The following is an 18905-nucleotide window of genomic DNA, read 5'->3' as shown; positions in this document are numbered from 1 at the left end:
CCGGCGCGTGCCGGCCCGTCCGTTTGCCTGACCTATTGCTGCTTGCCACGAGGCTACCCATGACCCGCGAAGAATTCCTGCGCCTGGCCGCTGCCGGCTACAACCGCATTCCCCTGGCCTGCGAAACCCTGGCCGACTTCGACACGCCGCTGTCGATCTACCTGAAACTGGCAGACCAGCCCAACTCGTACCTGCTCGAATCGGTGCAGGGCGGCGAGAAATGGGGCCGTTACTCGATGATCGGCCTGCCATCGCGCACGGTGATGCGTGTGCACGGCTATCACGTCAGCATCCTGCAGGATGGCGTGGAGGTGGAAAGCCACGATGTCGAAGACCCGCTGGCCTTTGTCGAAACCTTCAAGGACCGTTACAAGGTCGCCGATATCCCAGGCCTGCCGCGCTTCAACGGCGGCCTGGTCGGCTACTTCGGCTACGACTGCGTGCGCTATGTGGAGAAGCGCCTGGGCGCCAGCCCCAACCCGGACCCGCTGGGTGTGCCGGATATCCTGCTGATGGTGTCCGATGCGGTGGTGGTGTTCGACAACCTGGCGGGCAAGATGCACGCGATCGTGCTGGTCGACCCGGCTGAAGAGCAGGCTTTCGAACAGGGCCAGGCACGCCTGCAAGGCCTGCTGGAAACCCTGCGTCAGCCGATCACCCCACGCCGTGGCCTGGACCTGAGTGGCCCGCAGGCTGCCGAGCCGGAATTCCGCTCCAGCTATACCCGCGAGGATTACGAGAACGCCGTCGGCCGTATCAAGGAATACATCCTGGCCGGTGACTGCATGCAGGTGGTGCCGTCGCAGCGCATGTCGATCGACTTCAAGGCGGCGCCTATCGACCTGTACCGCGCGCTGCGCTGCTTCAACCCGACGCCGTACATGTACTTCTTCAACTTTGGCGATTTTCATGTGGTCGGCAGCTCGCCCGAGGTGCTGGTACGCGTCGAGGACAACCTGGTCACCGTGCGCCCGATTGCCGGCACCCGCCCGCGTGGCGCTACCGAAGAGGCCGACCGCGCGCTGGAAGACGACCTGCTGTCGGACGACAAGGAAATTGCCGAGCACCTGATGCTCATCGACCTGGGCCGTAACGACGTGGGTCGCGTGTCCTCGACCGGCAGCGTGCGCCTGACCGAGAAGATGGTGATCGAGCGTTACTCCAACGTGATGCACATTGTGTCCAACGTAACTGGCCAGCTGCGCGAAGGGCTGACGGCGATGGACGCACTGCGGGCGATCCTGCCGGCCGGTACGCTTTCGGGGGCGCCGAAGATTCGCGCGATGGAGATCATCGACGAGCTGGAGCCGGTCAAGCGTGGGGTTTACGGTGGTGCCGTCGGTTACTTCGCGTGGAACGGCAACATGGATACCGCCATTGCCATCCGTACCGCGGTAATCAAGGACGGTGAGCTGCATGTGCAGGCCGGGGGCGGCATCGTTGCCGACTCGGTGCCGGCGCTGGAGTGGGAAGAGACCATCAACAAGCGCCGGGCAATGTTCCGCGCGGTGGCTTTGGCTGAGCAGACTTCGGCCAAATAAGTTGATCGGGGCTGCGTTGCAGCCCTTCGCGGGTATGCCCCCTCCCACAGGGAAATCACAGGCTGCAAGGCCTGTGCAATACCTGTGGGAGCGGGCGAGCCCGCGAAGGGCCGCAACGCGGCCCCATCAATTCAAAAGTCGATGCTGACGCCCAAACTCACTCCCTGCTGCGTCAATTCATCACTCTTGCGCCAGTTATAGTTACCGCGCAAATGCACCCCCGTCACCACTTCATGGCTCACCCCCAGGCTCGCCCGGGTCAGGTCGCTGTGCGGCGTATATCCTGTCAGGGTGAAGTCATTCGCCGGCAGGCTGGTCAGGTGCATCGTCACATCCTGCTGGTCATCCTCGAACTCATGCTCCTGCGCCACCTCGGCGAACAGCCGGGTACTCGGCAACACCTGCACACTGCCCAGCAACCCCACGCCCAAACGGCGTGATGTGCGTTCCTGGTCATCGAAGCCCAACGCCGTCGAGCGCCCGCTTTTCTCGTCATAGCCATCCACCTTCACCCGCGCATAGTCGGCACTGATGAACGGCGCCAGCTGCCAGTTGCTGCTCTCGGCTGCCAGGTTGTAACCCAGCCGCCCCGACATCGCCCAGGCCTCGCCATCGGTATCGCCCTTTTCGCTGCGGTCGTTCACGCCAAGGGCGAAGGTGCGCTTGAGGTCGCTGTAGTCCAGGTGCCCGGCGGTCAGCGCCGCGTCGGCCCACCAGCGGTCCTGGCGGTATTGGGCGAAGGCGCTGGCAAGGTAGCTGTCCAGCTTGTAGTCCGAATCCTGTGCGCCGGCTTCCAGCTTCTGCCGGTACACGCCGCCGGCCAGGCCCAGGCGCCATGCATCGTTCAGGCGATAGCTGCCGCCCAGGGTCAGGTTGTAGCCGCGGCCATCGCCGCTGGCCGCGCTGCGCTGGCCGTCGAAGTCCAGGTCCTGGGCGCCGGTGGCAACGAAGGCTTGCCACTGGCCAACTGCCTGCCAGGGTGTCTGCCACTGGTTGCGCAGTTCGTCCTGGTGGGCACGCAGGCTGGCGTGGGCCATTTCCGGAAGCAAGCTCAGTTCCCAGGGGGCGGCGATAATCGAATAGGCGTAGTCGGCAATCAGTTGCTGGCCGGCGATGGTCGGGTGCACCGAGTCGTTGAACAGCAGCTTGGTCGGGTCTGGCGTGGCGCCGTTGATGCCATACACCGGGTTTTCCACGCAGCCTTCGCCGCTGTAGCAGGTGCCGACCAGGTTCTGGCCGCTGGCCAGGCCGAACTGCTCGGGGCTGGCCAGCGCTTCGCTCAGCAGCACGGGAATGTTCAGCGGAATGATTTCGGCATCGATCTGCCCCAGCTGGCTGAGCAGGGACTGGTTGAACGCGCCGGATAGCAGCGACAGCGGGTTTTGTTGCGGCGTACCGCTGAAATTCGGTGTCTGCCCGAGGTCGGGCAGCAGCCAGACCATGATGTAGCGGGCGCCGCCTTGCTGCAGGGCCTGGGCGCTGGCAGCCAGCCGGGCGCCAGCGGCCACGGCATCGGCCGGGCTGTTGACGAGGCCTTGCAGGAAGTCATTGCCGCCGCCAGTCAGGTAATACAACGCGTTGGGGTCGGCGCGCAGGCCATTGGCCAGGTAGCCCGGTTTATCACGCAGTACCAGCCCGGCGCCGGGGCGCCCTGGTGGGATGACGGTCTCGGAGGTAGTGGTGATCGAGTCCAGGATCTGCTGGGTGGTGTAGCCACCGACTGCCCAGTTGTTGCCGTCGGGAAGGCCCAGTACCGGATTGAAGGGGGAGGTGGAAGGGCCTAGCTCGGTCGGGCTCATACCGAGCCGCCCGCCCAGGATCATCGGTGACACTGGCGCATAATTGCCATTGGCATCGCGGTTGGTGAAGCGCACCCCGCCAAACTGCCCGGCGTCGCTGAGGCTGTCACCAAACACGATCATGCTGGAGTAGGGCGAGGGTGCCGCGAAGGCCTGGCTGCAGGCTAACGTCAATGAGGCGAGGGTAAAGCGCAATAACGGTGCTTTTCGCATCAGGGAACATCCTTTTCTTTGTTTTTATCAGGACAACCCCATCGACCTTAGCAAATCGCAGTGCATCCCTCCCAAGTCCATTCGTTTCCCCGTGTTTACAGGCATATTGCGCCCGCCGCCCCGGTAGGCTACTGTGCCGGGACGTATGAGCGAGACCTATCCCGTGTTGATCGTCAGCAAACTCTTGATGCGCGTAATCAAGGCCCACGCCCGTTGGCGTTGGCGCGCCTGACTTTATCCCCTGCCGGCCCGTCCGGCCCGCCCCCGTTTGCCTTCCTGTCTACCGCCCCTTGGGGCAAAGCCGCGCCTGTTGGCTGGTGCAGAAAGGTTCGAATTCTGAAGTCAGTAGATTCAAGAGGTTTAACCCGATGTTACTGATGATCGACAATTACGACTCATTCACTTACAACGTCGTTCAGTACCTTGGCGAGCTCGGTGCCGAGGTAAAGGTCATTCGCAATGACGAAATGACCATCGCCCAGATCGAAGCCCTCAACCCCGAGCGCATCGTCGTATCTCCAGGCCCGTGCACGCCGAGCGAGGCGGGCGTGTCCATCGAGGCCATCCTGCACTTTGCCGGCAAGCTTCCGATCCTTGGCGTATGCCTGGGCCACCAGTCCATCGGCCAGGCCTTTGGTGGTGATGTGGTACGTGCCCGCCAGGTGATGCACGGCAAGACCAGCCCGGTACACCACCGTGACCTGGGCGTGTTCGCCGGCCTCAACAACCCGTTGACCGTGACCCGTTACCACTCGCTGGTGGTAAAGCGCGAAACCTTGCCCGAGTGCCTGGAAGTGACCGCCTGGACCGCCCATGCTGACGGGTCGGTCGACGAGATCATGGGCCTGCGCCACAAGACGCTGAATATCGAAGGGGTGCAGTTCCACCCCGAGTCGATCCTGACTGAACAGGGCCACGAACTGTTCGCCAACTTCCTCAAGCAGACTGGCGGCCGCCGCTAAGGATCGAACATGGATATCAAGAGTGCGTTGAGCCGTATCGTCGGCCAGCTGGACCTTTCCACCGAAGAAATGCGCGACGTCATGCGCCAGATCATGACCGGCCAGTGCAGCGAAGCGCAGATCGGCGCCTTCCTGATGGGCATGCGCATGAAGAGCGAAAGCATCGACGAGATCGTCGGTGCGGTGTCGGTGATGCGCGAGCTGGCCGACAAGGTCGAACTGCAGAGCCTCGATGGCGTGGTCGATATCGTCGGTACCGGCGGTGATGGCGCCAACATCTTCAACGTGTCCACCGCCTCGTCGTTCGTCCTGGCGGCGGCAGGTTGCACCGTGGCCAAGCATGGCAACCGCGCGGTATCGGGCAAGAGCGGCAGTGCCGACCTGCTGGAGGCCGCCGGTATCTACCTGAACCTGACGCCCACCCAGGTGGCCCGCTGCATCGATAGCCTGGGCATCGGCTTCATGTTCGCGCAAAGCCATCATTCGGCCATGAAGCACGCTGCCGGCCCGCGTCGTGACCTGGGGCTGCGCACCCTGTTCAACATGCTCGGCCCGCTTACGAATCCGGCCGGGGTGAAGCACCAGGTGGTCGGTGTATTTGCCCAGACCCTGTGCCGCCCGTTGGCTGAAGTACTGCAGCGCCTGGGCAGCAAGCACGTGCTGGTGGTGCACTCCAAGGACGGCCTGGACGAGTTCAGCCTGGCTGCGCCGACCTTCGTCGCCGAACTGAAAAATGGCGAAATCACCGAATACTGGGTAGAGCCGGAAGACCTCGGCATGAAGAGCCAGAGCCTGCACGGCCTGGCCGTCGAGAACCCGCAGGCGTCGCTGGAGCTGATCCGCGATGCACTGGGCCGACGCAAGACCGAAAACGGCCAGAAGGCCGCCGAGATGATCGTGCTCAATGCGGGCGCGGCGCTGTATGCCGCTGACCATGCCATGAGCCTGAAAGCCGGTGTGGAACTGGCCCACGACGTACTGCACACCGGGCTGGCCTGGGAGAAGCTGCAGGAGCTGGGTGCCTTTACTGCAGTATTCAAGGTGGAGAACGAAGCATGAGTGTGCCGACGGTGCTGGAAAGGATCATTGCCCGCAAGTTTCAGGAAGTGGCCGAGCGCAGCGCGCGCGTCAGCCTCGCCGAACTAGAGGGCCTGGCCAAGGCTGCCGACGCCCCGCGTGGCTTTGCCAAGGCCCTGTTCGAGCAAGCCGCGCGCAAGCAGCCGGCGGTGATTGCCGAAATCAAGAAGGCCTCGCCGAGCAAGGGTGTGATTCGCGAGCATTTCGTGCCGGCGGAAATCGCCGTCAGCTACGAGAAGGGCGGGGCGACTTGCCTGTCGGTGCTGACCGATGTGGACTACTTCCAGGGCGCCGACGAGTACCTGCAGCAGGCCCGCGCGGCGGTGTCGCTGCCGGTGATCCGCAAGGACTTCATGGTCGACCCGTACCAGATCGTCGAGGCCCGGGCCCTGGGCGCGGACTGTGTACTGCTGATCGTGTCGGCGCTGGATGACGTGAAGATGGCCGAACTGGCGGCCACGGCCAAGGATGTCGGCCTCGACGTGCTGGTGGAAGTGCACGACGGCGATGAGCTGGAACGCGCGTTGAAAACCCTGGATACACCGCTGGTGGGGGTGAACAACCGCAACCTGCACACCTTCGAGGTCAGCCTGGAAACCACCCTCGACCTGCTGCCGCGTATTCCGCGTGATCGCCTGGCGATTACCGAGAGCGGCATCTTGAACCGGGCCGATGTGGAGCTGATGGAGATCAACGAGGTCTACTCCTTCCTGGTCGGTGAGGCGTTCATGCGCGCCGAGCAGCCGGGGCTGGAGCTGCAGCGGTTGTTCTTCCCGGAACAGGTGAAGAAGACTGTTCAGCAACTGGACTGATCAAATGAAGCCGGCGTTATTGCCGGCTTTTTTGTATGCCTGTAATGGCCCCTTCGCGGCGGTCCGACGCTTCGGCTCGCCCGCTCCCACAGGTTCTCCATCACCCCCGGGGCCTGTGGTAATCCCTGTGGGAGCGGGCGTGCCCGCGAAGAGGCTCTGAATAACAACATCAAAGGTGGATCAATGACCGATCAACCCCTGGCCCTGACCGTAGAACAAGGCTTGCACGCCGAACAGGAATTGCTGGCCGCCGTCTGCCGCGGCGAGCGCGACAGTGGCGTGCTGTTCTGGCGCCCGACCGACCACGCCCTGGTCATGCCCCGGCGCATGAGCCGTCTGGACAATTTCGAAGCCGCCTGCTCGGAGCTGGCGATTGCCGGCTGGCCGGTGCTGCTGCGCGAAACCGGCGGCGAGCCGGTTCCGCAATCACACTCCACGGTGAACGTTGCCCTGGTCTATGTTGCCCCCCGCAGCGAAGGCGACCACGGCCGCATCGAAAACGCCTACGAGCGCCTGTGCCTGCCGCTGTGTGACGTGCTGCGCGAGTGGGGTGGGGTGGCGTCGGTGGGCGAAATCGACGGTGCCTTCTGCGATGGCCGCTACAACGTCAACCTCAATGGCCGCAAACTGGTGGGCACCGCCCAGCGCTGGCGCCAGGGGCTGGGTGGCAAGCGCCCGGTGGTGCTGGTGCACGGTGCGCTGCTGCTGGACAACGAGCGTGAATCGATGGTGGCGGCGGTCAACCGCTTCAACGAGTGCTGCGAGCTGGAGCAGCGCTGCCGCGCCGATGCGCACATCGCCCTGCACGAAGTGGCGCCTGCGGCCCCATGGTTCGAGCGGCTGTCGCAAGCCTATGCCAAGGTACTGGCCGACCTGCCCAGGGACTAGCGGGTACCGTAGACCACCATGGTCTTGCCTTTGACCTGCACCAGGCTGCGTTCTTCAAGGTCCTTGAGGACGCGGCCGACCATTTCCCGCGAGCAACCGACGATGCGGCCGATTTCCTGACGAGTGATCTTGATCTGCATGCCGTCGGGGTGGGTCATGGCGTCGGGTTGCTTGCACAGTTCCAGCAGGCAGCGGGCGACACGCCCGGTAACGTCGAAGAACGCCAGGTCGCCGACCTTGCGCGTGGTGTTGCGCAGGCGCTGGGCCATCTGGCTGCCCAGGGCATAGAGGATTTCCGGGTCCTGGCGCGCCAGTTCGCGAAATTTCTCATAACTGATTTCGGCTACTTCGCATTCGGTCTTGGCGCGCACCCAGGCACTACGCTGCTGTTCACCCTCGACCGGTTCGAACAGGCCCAACTCGCCGAAGAAGTCGCCATTGTTGAGGTAGGCGATGATCATTTCATGGCCGTCATCGTCCTCGATGAGGATGGTGACCGAACCCTTGATGATGAACGACAGTGTCTCGGCCCGGTCGCCGGCGCAGATGATGTTGCTTTTGGCGGTATAGCGACGGCGCTGGCAGTGCACCAGCAGCTTGTCGATGTTCTTGATCTTGGCGGGTAGGGCGGAAGCAACCATCACGAAATCCTGTTCGATATGACGCATAGGCTTTTTATAAAGGTTGGCTGGCGGGGCGCGCCAGTCATTTGGCGCCAGCTTATCAGACACTACAGGATGTTTCGGTACTAAACCGACACGACTCGTGCTTTTCCCACGGCCGCACAAGGTCTAAGCTGACACCCTTTTCCGAAAATCAGGAGTCCGGGTAGATGAAGGCACGTATCCAGTGGGCCGGTGAGGCGATGTTCCTCGGCGAATCGGGGAGCGGCCATGTCGTCGTGATGGACGGCCCGCCCGAGGCCGGCGGCCGTAACCTGGGCGTGCGCCCGATGGAAATGCTGTTGCTGGGCCTGGGTGGCTGCAGCAGCTTTGACGTGGTCAGCATTCTGAAGAAGTCGCGCCAGGCGGTGGAAAGCTGCGAGGCGTTTCTGGAGGCCGAGCGTGCCAGCGAAGACCCGAAGGTGTTTACCAAGATCCACATGAACTTCGTGGTGAAGGGGCGTGGGCTGAAGGAGGCCCAGGTCAAGCGTGCGGTGGAGCTGTCGGCGGAGAAGTATTGCTCGGCTTCGATCATGCTCGAGCGTGCCGGGGTTGAGATTACCCACGGGTACGAGATTGTAGAGCTGGGTTGAACAGCAAATTTTGGGGGCTGCGTTGCAGCCCATCGCCGGCAAGCCAGCTCCCACAGGGATAGTACATGGCTTGAGGTCATTGCGGTCGAGGTGGGAGCCCATCGCCGGCAAGCCAGCTCCCACAGGGATAGCACATGGCTTGAGGTCAATGCGGTCGAGGTGGGAGCTGGCTTGCCGGCGATGGGGCGCAGAGCGGCCCCGACAATTTCAGCTGCGAAGCGCCGGCAGCGCAGCACGCACCCATCCCGGCAAACAACCGCGCATCACCCGGCTCAGCCGCTCCCGCCGCTTCTGGTAAACCAGCCCCAGCCCGATAACCCCCAGCCCGATCAAGGTCACCACCACCGGGAACAGCAGCGAGTCGGCAAACACCTCGTACGACAGGTACCCCAGGTAAGCCGCCACGCCCAACGCCCCGAAAACCATGAACACCGGCCGACGCAACAGCACCGCCATACCCATCAGGGCAATATTGATCAGGCAGTACAGGGCCTTGCCCAGCTCGCTGCCACTGTCTACCAGCGTCAGCCCGCCCCAGAATGCCGCCAGCCCGGCCAGGTAGCCCCAGTGGGCGTAGTCTTCGCGGGTGCGGCCGTCCACCCCGACGAACACCACCAGCAACCCGAGCCCGAACCACAGCGAAACCTCGCGGCGCTGTTCCCAGCTGAATGGCGAGCCGAAGAACCATTCGCTCAGGTCCATCGACATGAACCACAAGGCCACGGCAATCGGCATGACGATGAACGGGTAGGGGATCAGCCTCAGCATCAACAGCCCGGCAAGCACCGTGGCTGCTTCCATTGCCAGCCAGCCGCCCTGCACGTAGGTGTAGTACTGGTGATAGTTTGCCTGCGCATCATCCATTGGCCACCAGCCAGCCAGCCGTTCGATGGCGAACACCGCCAATGGCACGATGCTGACCGCGACTGCTGCCAGCACCCCGGCCGCGACGGGCTGTACGCGCCGTTGCAGGTTAACGGCGAACAGCGTGAGCAGCAGGATATAGAGGCTGGCGATGACCAGCAGCGCCCAGTCGCCGATGCGCATCCAGGCTTCGGTGAGCAGCCAGCCCATGGCTGCCATGATCAGCATGGCGCCGAAGTAGAAAGCGACATGGGCCAGCTGGAAGCTGCCGCGCTGTGCCGGCTGATGGTGCAGGAAAGCCAGCAGGGCCTGGTCCTGGCCCGGCTGGAGAATGCCGGCTTGCACGGCGCGCGCCAGGTCCTTGGCGTCGAAACGGTCCGTCATGGTGATGCCTTCAGATACGGTAGGTGCTCTTGGTCATGACCTTGGCCAACAGGCTCATGCCAAAGCGAACAGGGGCGGGGAAGCGATAACCGCCGGCTTCCAGTGCAGACTCGGCATGCTGTTCCTCATCGATGCGCATCTGTTCGAGGATGGCTCGGGACTTTTCGTCTTCCTGCGGGATCTGCTCCAGGTGCTCGTCGAGATGCTTGCACACCTGATGCTCGGTGGCGGCGACGAAGCCCAGGCTGACCTTGTCGCTGACCAGCCCGGCGAGTGCACCGATACCGAACGACATGCCGTAGAACAACGGGTTGAGCACGCTGGGGTGGCTGTTCAGCTGGCGAATGCGCTGTTCGCACCAGGCCAGGTGGTCCACTTCTTCCTCGGCGGCGTGTTCCATGGCCTTGCGCACTTCGGGCAGCTTGGCGGTCAGGGCCTGGCCCTGGTACAGCGCCTGAGCGCACACTTCACCGGTGTGGTTGATACGCATCAGCCCGGCAACATGGCGGGCCTGCTGTTCGTCCAGGTCCGCGTCCGGCTGGACGATGGCCGGCGATGGGCGGGCGGGTTGGCCGCTGAAGGGCAGCAAGGTGCGCATGGCGGTATCGGCCTGCAGCAACAAGCGGTCGAGCGGCGAGTAGTGACGTTCGGTAGCCATCGGGCACCTCCGCAAGAATGTGCCCGACAGTTTACCGCAATAGTGGCAGGGTCGCTTGCCGTGGATCAGCCCGGTGGCCAGTGCATCTGGCGCTGGCCAAGCACGTGCATGTGGATGTGGTAGACGGTCTGGCCGCCTTGCTCGTTACAGTTCATCACTACGCGGAAGCCTTCCTCGCAGCCAAGTTCCTTGGCCAGACGCTGGGCGGTGAACAAGATGTGACCAGCCAGGCCTTTGTCTTCTTCGGTCAAGTCATTGAGGGTGCGGATGTGCTTTTTCGGGATGACCAGAAAATGCACGGGCGCCTGGGGGGCGATATCGTGGAACGCCAGAACCTGGTCGTCCTCGTAGATGATCTTCGCCGGGATCTCCCGGTTGATGATCTTGATGAATAAATCGTCCACAGCACTTGCTCCATGGTGAGGGTCGGGCCGAGTGTACTCAGCCGGGCGCCGCTCGCCCAGTGGCTATTCCATGCCGACCGGGCAATAGCGGCGGTGGATGGCCCCGGCCAGCTTGCGCACCAGCCAGCGCGGCAGCAGGCGCGGGGCGAACGCCAGCAAGCGATTACGCCGGCCGGGCAGTATCAGTGCGCGGTTCTTGTCCAGCGCGCGCACGGTGTATAGCGCCACTTCCTCAGGGCTGAGACAGCGTGGCTTGCCATCCAGCCGCGGAATGCGCCGGCGCGAGGAGCGCACCGGGCCGGGGCACAGTACCGAAACCTTTATGCCGGTGCGCTTGAGTTCTTCACGCAAGGCCTCAGAGAAGCTCAGCACATAGGCCTTGCTGGCGGCATAGGCGGCCATCCACGGGCCAGGCGCCACCCCGGCCAGGCCGGCGACATTGAGGATCTGCCCGCCGCCCTGCACGGCCATCAGGTTACCGATGGCGTGGCACAGGCGGCTTAGGGCCAGCACGTTGACTTCAAGCAGGTCCTGCTCGTCGGCCCACTCATGGGCCAGGAATGGCCCGTAGGTGCGCAGGCCGGCACAATTGACCAGCAGGTCGATGCGCCGCTCGCCTTCCTCCAGTTCCAGCACGAAGCCCGACAGGCGCAACGGCTGGCTGAGGTCGCAGGCACGGAACAGCACCTCGACACCGAAGCGTTGGGTCAGCTCGATGGCCACCGGTTCCAGCGTTTCACGCTGGCGTGCCACCAGGATCAGGTTACGCCCGCGCCGCGCCAGGGCTTCCGCCAGGGCCAGGCCCAGGCCGCTGGAAGCACCAGTGATCATGGCGTAACGGGTCATGCAAGGCTCCTGGGGGCTGAAGAGGGCGCCTAGTGTACAGCTTGGCCGGGCAAGGTGTTGCCTTTTGCTACAGGGTGCGGGCGCGCAGGGCCTGGCAGCGTTCCAGGGCGTCCCGGTACTCGTCATGCAGCCGTCCGATCAGCGCGCTGGCGCTGGGCAGGTCGTCGATACCGCCGACCCCCTGGCCCGCCGACCACACGGTCTTCCAGGCCTTGGCTTCGTCGTCGATCGGCTTGAGCTTGCCTTGCTCATGGCCGCCCCTGATGGCGTTCATGTCATAGCCGGCCTGTTCCAGGCTCGGGCGCAGGAAGCTGGCGGGGACGCCGGACACCGCCGGGGTGTGGACGATGTCGGCGGCATGGGAATCGAGCAGCATCTGCTTGTAGGCGCTCGGGGCCTGGCTTTCTGCGGTGGCGATGAAGCGGGTGCCCATGTACGCAAGGTCCGCACCCAGCATTTGCGCGGCGAGGATCTCGTGGCCGTGGTTGAGGCAGCCGGCCAGCAGCAGGGTCTTGTCGAAGAACTGGCGAATCTCCGCGGCCAGGGCGAACGGGCTCCAGGTGCCCGCATGGCCACCTGCGCCTGCAGCAACGGCGATCAGGCCATCGACACCGGCTTCGGCGGCTTTCTCGGCATGGCGACGGGTGGTGACATCGTGGAACACCAGGCCGCCGTAGCCATGCACGGCATCGACCACTTCCTTCACTGCGCCGAGGCTGGTAATGACGATCGGCACGCGGTGTTCCACGCACAACGCCAGGTCGGCCTGCAGGCGCGGGTTGGTCGGGTGGACGATCAGGTTGACGGCATAGGGGGCTGGCGCCTGCAACTGTGCGAGGCCTGCCTCGATTTCCTCCAGCCAGGCCTTGAAGCCGGCGCTGTCGCGCTGGTTCAGGGCCGGGAAGCTACCGACCACGCCGCTGGAGCAGCAGGCCAGTACCAGCCTGGGGTTGGAGATCAGGAACATCGGTGCGGCAACCACGGGCAGGCGCAGGCGTTGTTCGAGGGAGGCAGGTAACGACATGGCAAGGCTCCTTGAGCGGGTGGCTATGTCAGAACGGTTTGACCACCACCAGAATTACGATACCCAGCAGGAACAGCACGGGCACTTCGTTGAACCAGCGATAGTAGACGTGGCTGCGGGTGTTGCTGCCGCTGGCGAAGCGCTTGCGCTGGGCGCCGCACATGTGATGGTAGACGGTCAGCAGGATGACCAGGGTCAGCTTGGCATGCAGCCAGCCCTGGCTGAACCAGCCGGGCGTGAGGTAGAGCATCCACGCGCCGAACACGTAGGTAGCGATCATCGCCGGGTTCATGATGCCGCGAAACAGCTTGCGCTCCATGGTCACGAAGCGTTCCTGGCTGATGCTGTCCTGGCTTTGGGCGTGGTAGACGAACAGCCGCGGCAGGTAGAACAGGCCGGCGAACCAGCAGACCACGCTGACGATATGCAGCGCTTTGATCCATAGGTAAAGCATGGGGGAGTTCCTTCAGGTATTCACGGTCGTCAGATAGTAGTGGTCAAGCGCCCGAAGGGTCACCCGAAGAGTTGTTACAGGCGCCTTGCGCCCCTATTATCGTGCGCTTTCCAGACGGCTCGTTGATAAGGGGCAAGCGTTATGATCAAGGTCGGTATCGTCGGCGGCACGGGTTACACCGGCGTCGAACTGTTGCGTCTGCTGGCACAGCATCCACAGGCCGAAGTGGCGGTCATCACTTCGCGCTCCGAGGCGGGCGTTGCAGTGGCGGACATGTACCCGAACCTGCGCGGCCACTATGACGGGCTGGCGTTCAGCGTGCCGGACAGCAAGACCCTGGCCGCCTGCGACGTGGTGTTCTTCGCCACCCCGCACGGTGTTGCCCACGCCCTGGCTGGCGAACTGCTGGCGGCCGGTACCAAGGTGATCGACCTGTCGGCCGACTTCCGCCTGCAGGACGCCGCCGAGTGGGGCAAGTGGTACGGCCAGCCGCACGGTGCGCCAGAGCTGCTCAAGGACGCGGTATACGGCCTGCCTGAAGTCAACCGCGAGAAGATTCGCCAGGCGCGCCTGATCGCTGTGCCGGGTTGCTACCCGACCGCCACCCAACTGGGCTTCCTGCCGCTGCTGGAAGCTGGCCTGGCCGACCCGTCGCGCCTGATCGCCGACTGCAAGTCGGGTGTCAGCGGCGCTGGCCGTGGTGCGGCGGTGGGCTCGCTGTTCTGCGAGGCCGGCGAAAGCATGAAAGCCTACGCAGTGAAGGGCCATCGCCACCTGCCGGAAATCAGCCAGGGCCTGCGCCTGGCCGCTGGCAAGGATATCGGCCTGACTTTCGTGCCGCACCTGACGCCAATGATCCGTGGCATCCACGCCACCTTGTACGCTACCGTCGCCGACACCTCGGTCGACCTGCAGGCGCTGTTCGAGAAGCGTTACGCCAACGAACCGTTCGTCGATGTGATGCCGGCTGGCAGCCACCCGGAAACCCGCAGTGTGCGCGGCGCCAACGTCTGCCGCATTGCCGTTCATCGCCCGCAAGGTGGTGACCTGGTGGTGGTGCTGTCGGTGATCGACAACCTGGTCAAGGGCGCGTCCGGCCAGGCGGTGCAGAACCTCAACATCCTGTTCGGCCTGGACGAGCGCATGGGCTTGTCACACGCGGGCCTGCTGCCGTAAGCAGCCAGCATCCGAAAAGGCCCGCGTCGTGCGGGCCTTTTTGTAGGTCGCGACTAAAGCCGCACAATTCTTGACCGATTTTCTCGGGAAAGCGGATAATGCGCGTCATCGAGTTTTATGGCGGCTACCACGCCGGGAGAATCAACATGAGCGTCGAAACCTTCACCCCCACCGCTTTGGAATTCACCCACGGCGCTGCGCAAAAGGTGAAGAACCTGGTTTCCGAGGAAGGCAATGATCGTCTGAAGCTGCGCGTGTTCGTCACCGGTGGCGGCTGCTCGGGCTTCCAGTATGGCTTCACCTTCGATGAAGACGTGGCCGAAGACGACACCATCGTCGAGCGCGAAGGTGTTTCTCTTGTGGTCGACCCAATGAGCTTCCAGTACCTGGCCGGCGCCGAGGTGGATTACCAGGAAGGCCTGGAAGGCTCGCGCTTCGTGATCAAGAACCCGAACGCTGCCACCACCTGTGGCTGCGGCTCCTCGTTCTCGATCTGAGGCCTGGCCATACGAAAACGCCGCGCAATTGCGCGGCGTTTTGCTTTCTGGCGTAACGTTCAGGCTGGGTAGATTGCGCCGAGTACGCGCAGGCCCTTGGCCGCTGTCACGCTAGGGCGATTGGCAGCGATGCCTTCCAGGCAACAGTGGGCCAGCCAGGCGAAGGCCATGGCTTCGACCCAGTCCGGGTCCACGCCATGGGCGCCGGTGCTGGCGACACGGGCGTCGGGCAGCAACTGGCCGAGGCGTGCCATCAGGGCGCCGTTGCGCGCACCGCCACCGCAGACCAGCAGCGCTTCGGTGCCTTGCTGGGCGTTGCTCAACGAGTCGATGATGCTTCGCGCGGTCAGTTCCAGCAATGTTGCCTGTACGTCCTCGTCGCGGTAAGCGGGCAGGCGGGCCAGGTGACCATCCAGCCAGGGCAGGTTGAATACTTCGCGGCCGGTGCTCTTCGGGCCGCTGCCGGCGAAGAACGGGTCGGCCAGCAGTGCACTGAGCAAGTCGGCCTGCACCACGCCCGAGGCAGCCCAAGCCCCATCCGTATCGTAGGCCTGGCCGCGCTTGCGCTCGATCCAGGCATCCAGCAGCACGTTGCCCGGGCCGCAGTCGAAGCCGTGGACTGGCTTGTCGTGTCCGATCAGGCTGAGGTTGCTGAAACCGCCCACGTTGAGAATGGCCAGGCGCTGGCCCAGGTGGCTGAACAGGGTTTCATGGAAGGCCGGCACCAGTGGCGCACCTTGGCCACCGGCGGCCACATCGCGACGGCGGAAGTCGGCGACCACGCTGATACCGGTAAGCTCGGCCAGCAGCGCCGGGTTGCCGATCTGCACGGTAAAGCCGCGTGCAGGTTCGTGGCGGATGGTCTGGCCGTGGCTGCCGATGGCGCGGATGGCTCCGGCCTGCAGCCCTTGCCTGGTCAGCAGCTCGCGGATGCCTTCGCCTGCCAGGCTGGCCCAGCGGTTTTCCGCCAGTGCAGCGCGGGCGATCTCGTCAGGGCCGCTGCTGCAAAGGCCCAGCAGTTCCTGGCGCAGGTCGCCGGGCATGGGCAGGTAGTGGGTGGCGAGCAGTTCGAGCTGCTCGCCTTGTTCGATCAAGGCAATGTCCAGGCCATCGAGGCTGGTGCCGGACATCACCCCCAGGTAGAGCGCCATGGGCTTAGCGCTTGTTCGCTGCGAGCAGGGTGGCCTTTTCCTGATCCATACGGGCGATCAGGGGTTGGCTCTGCTGCAGGAAACGCTGGCGCTCGTTCCTGGCGATCGGGTCGGCCATCGGCACCTTCTGGCTCAGCGGGTCGACGTGCACACCATTGACCTGGAACTCGTAGTGCAGGTGCGGACCGGTGGACAGGCCGGTGGTGCCGATGTAGCCGATGATCTGGCCCTGCTTGACCGAGCCGCCTGTCTTGATGCCCTTGGCAAAGCCCTGCATGTGGCCGTACAGCGTCTTGTAGCGGTTGCCGTGCTGGATGATCACGGTGTTGCCGTAACCACCGCGGCGCCCGGCCAGCTCGATGCGGCCGTCACCGGCTGCCTTGATTGGAGTGCCGCGTGGGGCGGCGTAGTCGACGCCTTTGTGGGCACGGATCTTGTTCAGGATCGGGTGCTTGCGGCCGGCGGAGAAGCGCGAGCTGATGCGGGCGAAGTCGACCGGGGTGCGGATGAAGGCCTTGCGCAGGCTATTGCCATCGGCGGTGTAGTAGCTGGTGTTGCCCTGCTTGTTGGTATAGCGCACGGCGGTGTAGGTCTTGCCGCGGTTGGTGAAGCGCGCGGACAGGATGTTACCGGTGCCGACGACCTTGCCGTCCATTACCTTCTGCTCGTAGACCACGTCGAATTCATCGCCCGGGCGAATGTCCTGGGCGAAATCGATGTCGTAACCCAGCACGCGGGCCATGTCCATGGTCATGCTGTGGGACAGGCCGGCGCGCTGGGCCGAGGCCGACAGCGAGCTTTTGATCACGCCGTGGGCGTAGGCGGTACGCACTACCGGCTTGCTGATTTCGCGGTTGAAGGTATAGCCCTTGTCGGTCTTGGTCAGGCGAATGGTTTCGAGGTTGCTGACCTTGCTGTGCAGGCTGGCCAGCTGGCCGTCCTTGTCGAGCTCGAACTGCAGCACCTGGCCGTGCTTGAGCTGGCTGAACTGCTTGGCCTGCTTGTTGCTGGCCAGCAGGTCGTGCACCGCGTTGCTTGGCAGGCCGACCTTGGCGAACAGGGTGGACAGGGTATCGCCCCGGGCCACGGTGACTTCGCGGTGGCTGGGTTGCTTGGCGGCTTCGACGACCGGTTCGGCGGCAGGGGCTTCCTGCTCGGCGTTCTGGGTCTCGGGGGCGGCCTCTTCGATCTGGGCGAATGGCGAGCCTTGCTCACCTTCTGCCTGCACCAGGGGCGCAGCGCGGGATTCGTCCTTCAACTGTTCGGCAGGGCTCTCCAGCTCGAGGTTGAGGGTGGTTTTCTTGGCTTCCACTTCGCTGGAGGGAAACACCAGCAGGGCCAGGCTGAGCAGGGCGGCGATGCCGCTGGCGGCCAACAGATGGCTTTTCGGATAAAGCGGGGGCGCTTTAGGCGGTTCGTTGGTCATGGGCAAGGTGACTTTGAAAAAGGTGAAATGGAAAAGATGAATGACATGATGAAGATGAAATAACTGTATAAAATATAACCAAATCCATTTTCACGCAAGGGCGCGTAGACGCCGCAAGCCTGTGTTCGGGTCACATTCCTTTGCGAAACTTGTAATTGACGGCCGATCTTGTATGGTTGGCTCCCCCTGAATCTGAGCCTTGCGGGTTTGTCTATGAAGTCGGTTGAAGAGCAGCTGGCGCTTATCAAGCGCGGTGCGGAAGAAGTACTGGTCGAGTCGGAACTGGTGGAGAAGCTCAAGCGCGGCCAGCCTCTGCGCATCAAGGCCGGCTTCGACCCGACCGCGCCTGACCTGCACCTTGGGCACACGGTGCTGATCAATAAGCTGCGCCAGTTCCAGGACCTGGGGCACCAGGTCATCTTCCTGATCGGTGACTTCACCGGCATGATCGGTGACCCGAGCGGCAAGAGCGCCACGCGCCCGCCGCTGACCCGCGAGCAGGTGCTGGAAAACGCCGAGACCTACAAGCAGCAGGTGTTCAAGATCCTCGATCCGGCCAAGACCGAGGTCGCGTTCAACTCCACCTGGATGGACAAGCTGACCCCGGCCGACTTCATTCGCCTGGCGTCGCAGTACACCGTGGCGCGCATGCTCGAGCGCGATGACTTCGACAAGCGCTACACCACCAACCAGCCTATTGCCATCCACGAGTTCCTGTACCCGCTGGTGCAGGGTTATGACTCGGTGGCGCTGAAGGCGGATGTCGAGCTGGGTGGTACTGACCAGAAGTTCAACCTGCTGATGGGGCGTGAGCTGCAGCGCGCCTATGGCCAGGAAGCGCAGAACATCGTGACCATGCCGCTGCTCGAAGGGCTCGACGGTGTGAAGAAGATGTCCAAGTCGCTGGGCAACTATGTAGGTATCCAGGAAGCGCCGGGGGTGATGTACAGCAAGCTGGTGTCGATCCCGGATACCCTGATGTGGCGCTACTTCGAGCTGCTGAGCTTCCGTTCGATGGAAGAGATTGAGCAGTTCCGTGCCGACGTCGCCAACGGTGCCAACCCGCGCGACATCAAGATCAAGCTGGCGGAAGAGATCGTTGCGCGCTTCCATGGCGAGGAGGCTGCGGCCAATGCTCACCGTGCTGCGGGTAACCGTATGAAGGAAGGCGAGCTGCCGGAAGATCTGCCGGAAATTGAAGTGGCTGCGGGCGAAAGCCTGCCGATTGCTGCCGTACTGAATCGGGCTGGCCTGGTGAAGAACTCGGCTCAGGCGCGGGACTTTCTGAGTGGTGGTGCGGTGAAGGTCGATGGTGCGGTGGTTGATCGTGACTTCGTGTTTGCGCTGGGTGCTACCCATGTGTGCCAGGCGGGCAAGAAGTCGTTTGCCCGGGTTACCCTCAAGGCTGAGTGATAGTCGGTAGGTGTAGCTATATAGAAGCGGGGAGGCCGACAGGCCTCCCCGCTTTGTTTTT

General features: G+C 63.6%; 19 protein-coding genes. 9 read left to right on the top strand and 10 right to left on the bottom strand.

What is annotated here, in order from left to right:
- The first annotated feature begins 59 nt into the window (after positions 1-59).
- A complete protein-coding gene (gene trpE / locus B2790_RS13925) occupies positions 60-1541 on the top strand; it encodes an anthranilate synthase component I (RefSeq protein WP_013970606.1) in 1482 nt (493 codons plus the stop codon).
- Between the two features lie 131 nt (positions 1542-1672).
- Here trpE and estP read toward each other — a convergent pair whose 3' ends face one another.
- On the bottom strand, positions 1673-3553 hold the full coding sequence (gene estP / locus B2790_RS13920) for an esterase EstP (RefSeq protein ID WP_286919008.1): 1881 nt from the start codon (positions 3551-3553) through the stop codon (positions 1673-1675).
- Between the two features lie 368 nt (positions 3554-3921).
- Here estP and B2790_RS13915 point away from each other — a divergent pair, with 368 nt between their 5' ends.
- The 4 genes from B2790_RS13915 to B2790_RS13900 all read left to right on the top strand — a co-directional run bounded on the left by B2790_RS13915 (position 3922) and on the right by B2790_RS13900 (position 7292).
- Entirely contained in the window at positions 3922-4515 is a 594-nt protein-coding gene (locus B2790_RS13915) for an aminodeoxychorismate/anthranilate synthase component II (protein WP_003259809.1), read from the top strand.
- A 9-nt stretch (positions 4516-4524) separates the two neighbouring features.
- Positions 4525-5574 (top strand): anthranilate phosphoribosyltransferase, encoded by a 1050-nt coding sequence (gene trpD / locus B2790_RS13910; RefSeq protein ID WP_013970609.1) that lies wholly within the window; start codon positions 4525-4527, stop codon positions 5572-5574.
- Positions 5571-6404 (top strand): indole-3-glycerol phosphate synthase TrpC, encoded by an 834-nt coding sequence (trpC, locus tag B2790_RS13905; RefSeq protein WP_286919007.1) that lies wholly within the window; start codon positions 5571-5573, stop codon positions 6402-6404. The genes trpD and trpC overlap by 4 nt, the downstream gene beginning before the upstream one ends.
- Before the next feature lie 183 nt (positions 6405-6587).
- Positions 6588-7292, top strand: a complete 705-nt coding sequence (locus B2790_RS13900) for a lipoate--protein ligase family protein (RefSeq protein WP_274079908.1) — start codon at positions 6588-6590, stop codon at positions 7290-7292.
- Here the strand turns inward: B2790_RS13900 and crp are convergent.
- The gene (gene crp, locus B2790_RS13895; RefSeq protein ID WP_012270218.1) at positions 7289-7933 is read right to left on the bottom strand and encodes a cAMP-activated global transcriptional regulator CRP; all 645 of its coding nucleotides are present in this window, start codon (positions 7931-7933) and stop codon (positions 7289-7291) included. The genes B2790_RS13900 and crp overlap by 4 nt on opposite strands.
- 191 nt (positions 7934-8124) lie before the next feature.
- Between crp and B2790_RS13890 the strand changes: the two genes are divergently transcribed.
- Entirely contained in the window at positions 8125-8547 is a 423-nt protein-coding gene (locus tag B2790_RS13890; protein WP_004376171.1) for an OsmC family protein, read from the top strand.
- Between the two features lie 207 nt (positions 8548-8754).
- Here the strand turns inward: B2790_RS13890 and B2790_RS13885 are convergent, their stop codons facing one another.
- The 6 genes from B2790_RS13885 to hemJ all read right to left on the bottom strand — a co-directional run bounded on the left by B2790_RS13885 (position 8755) and on the right by hemJ (position 13181).
- On the bottom strand, positions 8755-9795 hold the full coding sequence (locus tag B2790_RS13885) for a DUF2157 domain-containing protein (protein WP_274079907.1): 1041 nt from the start codon (positions 9793-9795) through the stop codon (positions 8755-8757).
- A 10-nt stretch (positions 9796-9805) separates the two neighbouring features.
- Complete coding sequence (gene coq7 / locus B2790_RS13880; RefSeq protein ID WP_137162855.1) at positions 9806-10453, bottom strand: 2-polyprenyl-3-methyl-6-methoxy-1,4-benzoquinone monooxygenase; 648 nt, start codon at positions 10451-10453, stop codon at positions 9806-9808.
- Between the two features lie 65 nt (positions 10454-10518).
- The gene (locus B2790_RS13875) at positions 10519-10857 is read right to left on the bottom strand and encodes a histidine triad nucleotide-binding protein (protein ID WP_013970615.1); all 339 of its coding nucleotides are present in this window, start codon (positions 10855-10857) and stop codon (positions 10519-10521) included.
- A 63-nt stretch (positions 10858-10920) separates the two neighbouring features.
- Positions 10921-11703 (bottom strand): SDR family NAD(P)-dependent oxidoreductase, encoded by a 783-nt coding sequence (locus B2790_RS13870; protein WP_274079906.1) that lies wholly within the window; start codon positions 11701-11703, stop codon positions 10921-10923.
- Positions 11704-11770: 67 nt separating this feature from the next.
- Positions 11771-12727: an NAD(P)H-dependent flavin oxidoreductase gene (locus B2790_RS13865; protein WP_286919006.1), complete on the bottom strand. Its 957-nt coding sequence runs from the start codon at positions 12725-12727 to the stop codon at positions 11771-11773.
- Positions 12728-12755: 28 nt separating this feature from the next.
- Positions 12756-13181, bottom strand: a complete 426-nt coding sequence (hemJ, locus tag B2790_RS13860; RefSeq protein ID WP_274079904.1) for a protoporphyrinogen oxidase HemJ — start codon at positions 13179-13181, stop codon at positions 12756-12758.
- Positions 13182-13322: 141 nt separating this feature from the next.
- Here hemJ and argC point away from each other — a divergent pair, with 141 nt between their 5' ends.
- Together argC and erpA are read left to right on the top strand one after the other, a co-directional pair.
- The gene (gene argC, locus B2790_RS13855) at positions 13323-14357 is read left to right on the top strand and encodes an N-acetyl-gamma-glutamyl-phosphate reductase (RefSeq protein WP_013970618.1); all 1035 of its coding nucleotides are present in this window, start codon (positions 13323-13325) and stop codon (positions 14355-14357) included.
- A 146-nt stretch (positions 14358-14503) separates the two neighbouring features.
- Positions 14504-14854: an iron-sulfur cluster insertion protein ErpA gene (gene erpA / locus B2790_RS13850; RefSeq protein ID WP_015268740.1), complete on the top strand. Its 351-nt coding sequence runs from the start codon at positions 14504-14506 to the stop codon at positions 14852-14854.
- 59 nt (positions 14855-14913) lie between these two features.
- Here the strand turns inward: erpA and B2790_RS13845 are convergent, their stop codons facing one another.
- Both B2790_RS13845 and B2790_RS13840 read right to left on the bottom strand, forming a co-directional pair.
- Complete coding sequence (locus B2790_RS13845) at positions 14914-16005, bottom strand: anhydro-N-acetylmuramic acid kinase (protein ID WP_286919005.1); 1092 nt, start codon at positions 16003-16005, stop codon at positions 14914-14916.
- A gap of 4 nt (positions 16006-16009) precedes the next feature.
- The gene (locus tag B2790_RS13840; RefSeq protein WP_085693443.1) at positions 16010-17431 is read right to left on the bottom strand and encodes a peptidoglycan DD-metalloendopeptidase family protein; all 1422 of its coding nucleotides are present in this window, start codon (positions 17429-17431) and stop codon (positions 16010-16012) included.
- A gap of 213 nt (positions 17432-17644) precedes the next feature.
- Here B2790_RS13840 and tyrS point away from each other — a divergent pair, with 213 nt between their 5' ends.
- On the top strand, positions 17645-18844 hold the full coding sequence (tyrS, locus tag B2790_RS13835) for a tyrosine--tRNA ligase (RefSeq protein ID WP_286919004.1): 1200 nt from the start codon (positions 17645-17647) through the stop codon (positions 18842-18844).
- Positions 18845-18905 lie beyond the last annotated feature (61 nt).

Origin of the sequence: Pseudomonas sp. UBA6753 (assembly GCF_002453565.1) — a bacterium.
Lineage (GTDB): Bacteria > Pseudomonadota > Gammaproteobacteria > Pseudomonadales > Pseudomonadaceae > Aquipseudomonas > Aquipseudomonas putida_Z.
Note: the sequence above shows the minus strand (reverse complement) of the source record. Positions and strands in the feature narration are given on the sequence as shown.

What these genes read in the sequence shown, in the direction of transcription:
- B2790_RS13900 (WP_274079908.1), top strand. Translation starts at nt 6,588, where the DNA reads ATGACCGATCAACCCCTGGCCCTGACCGTAGAACAAGGCTTGCACGCC.
- erpA (WP_015268740.1), top strand. Translation starts at nt 14,504, where the DNA reads ATGAGCGTCGAAACCTTCACCCCCACCGCTTTGGAATTCACCCACGGC.
- B2790_RS13865 (WP_286919006.1), bottom strand. Translation starts at nt 12,727, where the DNA reads ATGTCGTTACCTGCCTCCCTCGAACAACGCCTGCGCCTGCCCGTGGTT.
- B2790_RS13915 (WP_003259809.1), top strand. Translation starts at nt 3,922, where the DNA reads ATGTTACTGATGATCGACAATTACGACTCATTCACTTACAACGTCGTT.
- argC (WP_013970618.1), top strand. Translation starts at nt 13,323, where the DNA reads ATGATCAAGGTCGGTATCGTCGGCGGCACGGGTTACACCGGCGTCGAA.
- B2790_RS13840 (WP_085693443.1), bottom strand. Translation starts at nt 17,431, where the DNA reads ATGACCAACGAACCGCCTAAAGCGCCCCCGCTTTATCCGAAAAGCCAT.
- B2790_RS13885 (WP_274079907.1), bottom strand. Translation starts at nt 9,795, where the DNA reads ATGACGGACCGTTTCGACGCCAAGGACCTGGCGCGCGCCGTGCAAGCC.
- B2790_RS13870 (WP_274079906.1), bottom strand. Translation starts at nt 11,703, where the DNA reads ATGACCCGTTACGCCATGATCACTGGTGCTTCCAGCGGCCTGGGCCTG.
- trpE (WP_013970606.1), top strand. Translation starts at nt 60, where the DNA reads ATGACCCGCGAAGAATTCCTGCGCCTGGCCGCTGCCGGCTACAACCGC.
- coq7 (WP_137162855.1), bottom strand. Translation starts at nt 10,453, where the DNA reads ATGGCTACCGAACGTCACTACTCGCCGCTCGACCGCTTGTTGCTGCAG.
- hemJ (WP_274079904.1), bottom strand. Translation starts at nt 13,181, where the DNA reads ATGCTTTACCTATGGATCAAAGCGCTGCATATCGTCAGCGTGGTCTGC.
- trpD (WP_013970609.1), top strand. Translation starts at nt 4,525, where the DNA reads ATGGATATCAAGAGTGCGTTGAGCCGTATCGTCGGCCAGCTGGACCTT.
- B2790_RS13845 (WP_286919005.1), bottom strand. Translation starts at nt 16,005, where the DNA reads ATGGCGCTCTACCTGGGGGTGATGTCCGGCACCAGCCTCGATGGCCTG.
- trpC (WP_286919007.1), top strand. Translation starts at nt 5,571, where the DNA reads ATGAGTGTGCCGACGGTGCTGGAAAGGATCATTGCCCGCAAGTTTCAG.
- B2790_RS13890 (WP_004376171.1), top strand. Translation starts at nt 8,125, where the DNA reads ATGAAGGCACGTATCCAGTGGGCCGGTGAGGCGATGTTCCTCGGCGAA.
- estP (WP_286919008.1), bottom strand. Translation starts at nt 3,553, where the DNA reads ATGCGAAAAGCACCGTTATTGCGCTTTACCCTCGCCTCATTGACGTTA.
- crp (WP_012270218.1), bottom strand. Translation starts at nt 7,933, where the DNA reads ATGGTTGCTTCCGCCCTACCCGCCAAGATCAAGAACATCGACAAGCTG.
- tyrS (WP_286919004.1), top strand. Translation starts at nt 17,645, where the DNA reads ATGAAGTCGGTTGAAGAGCAGCTGGCGCTTATCAAGCGCGGTGCGGAA.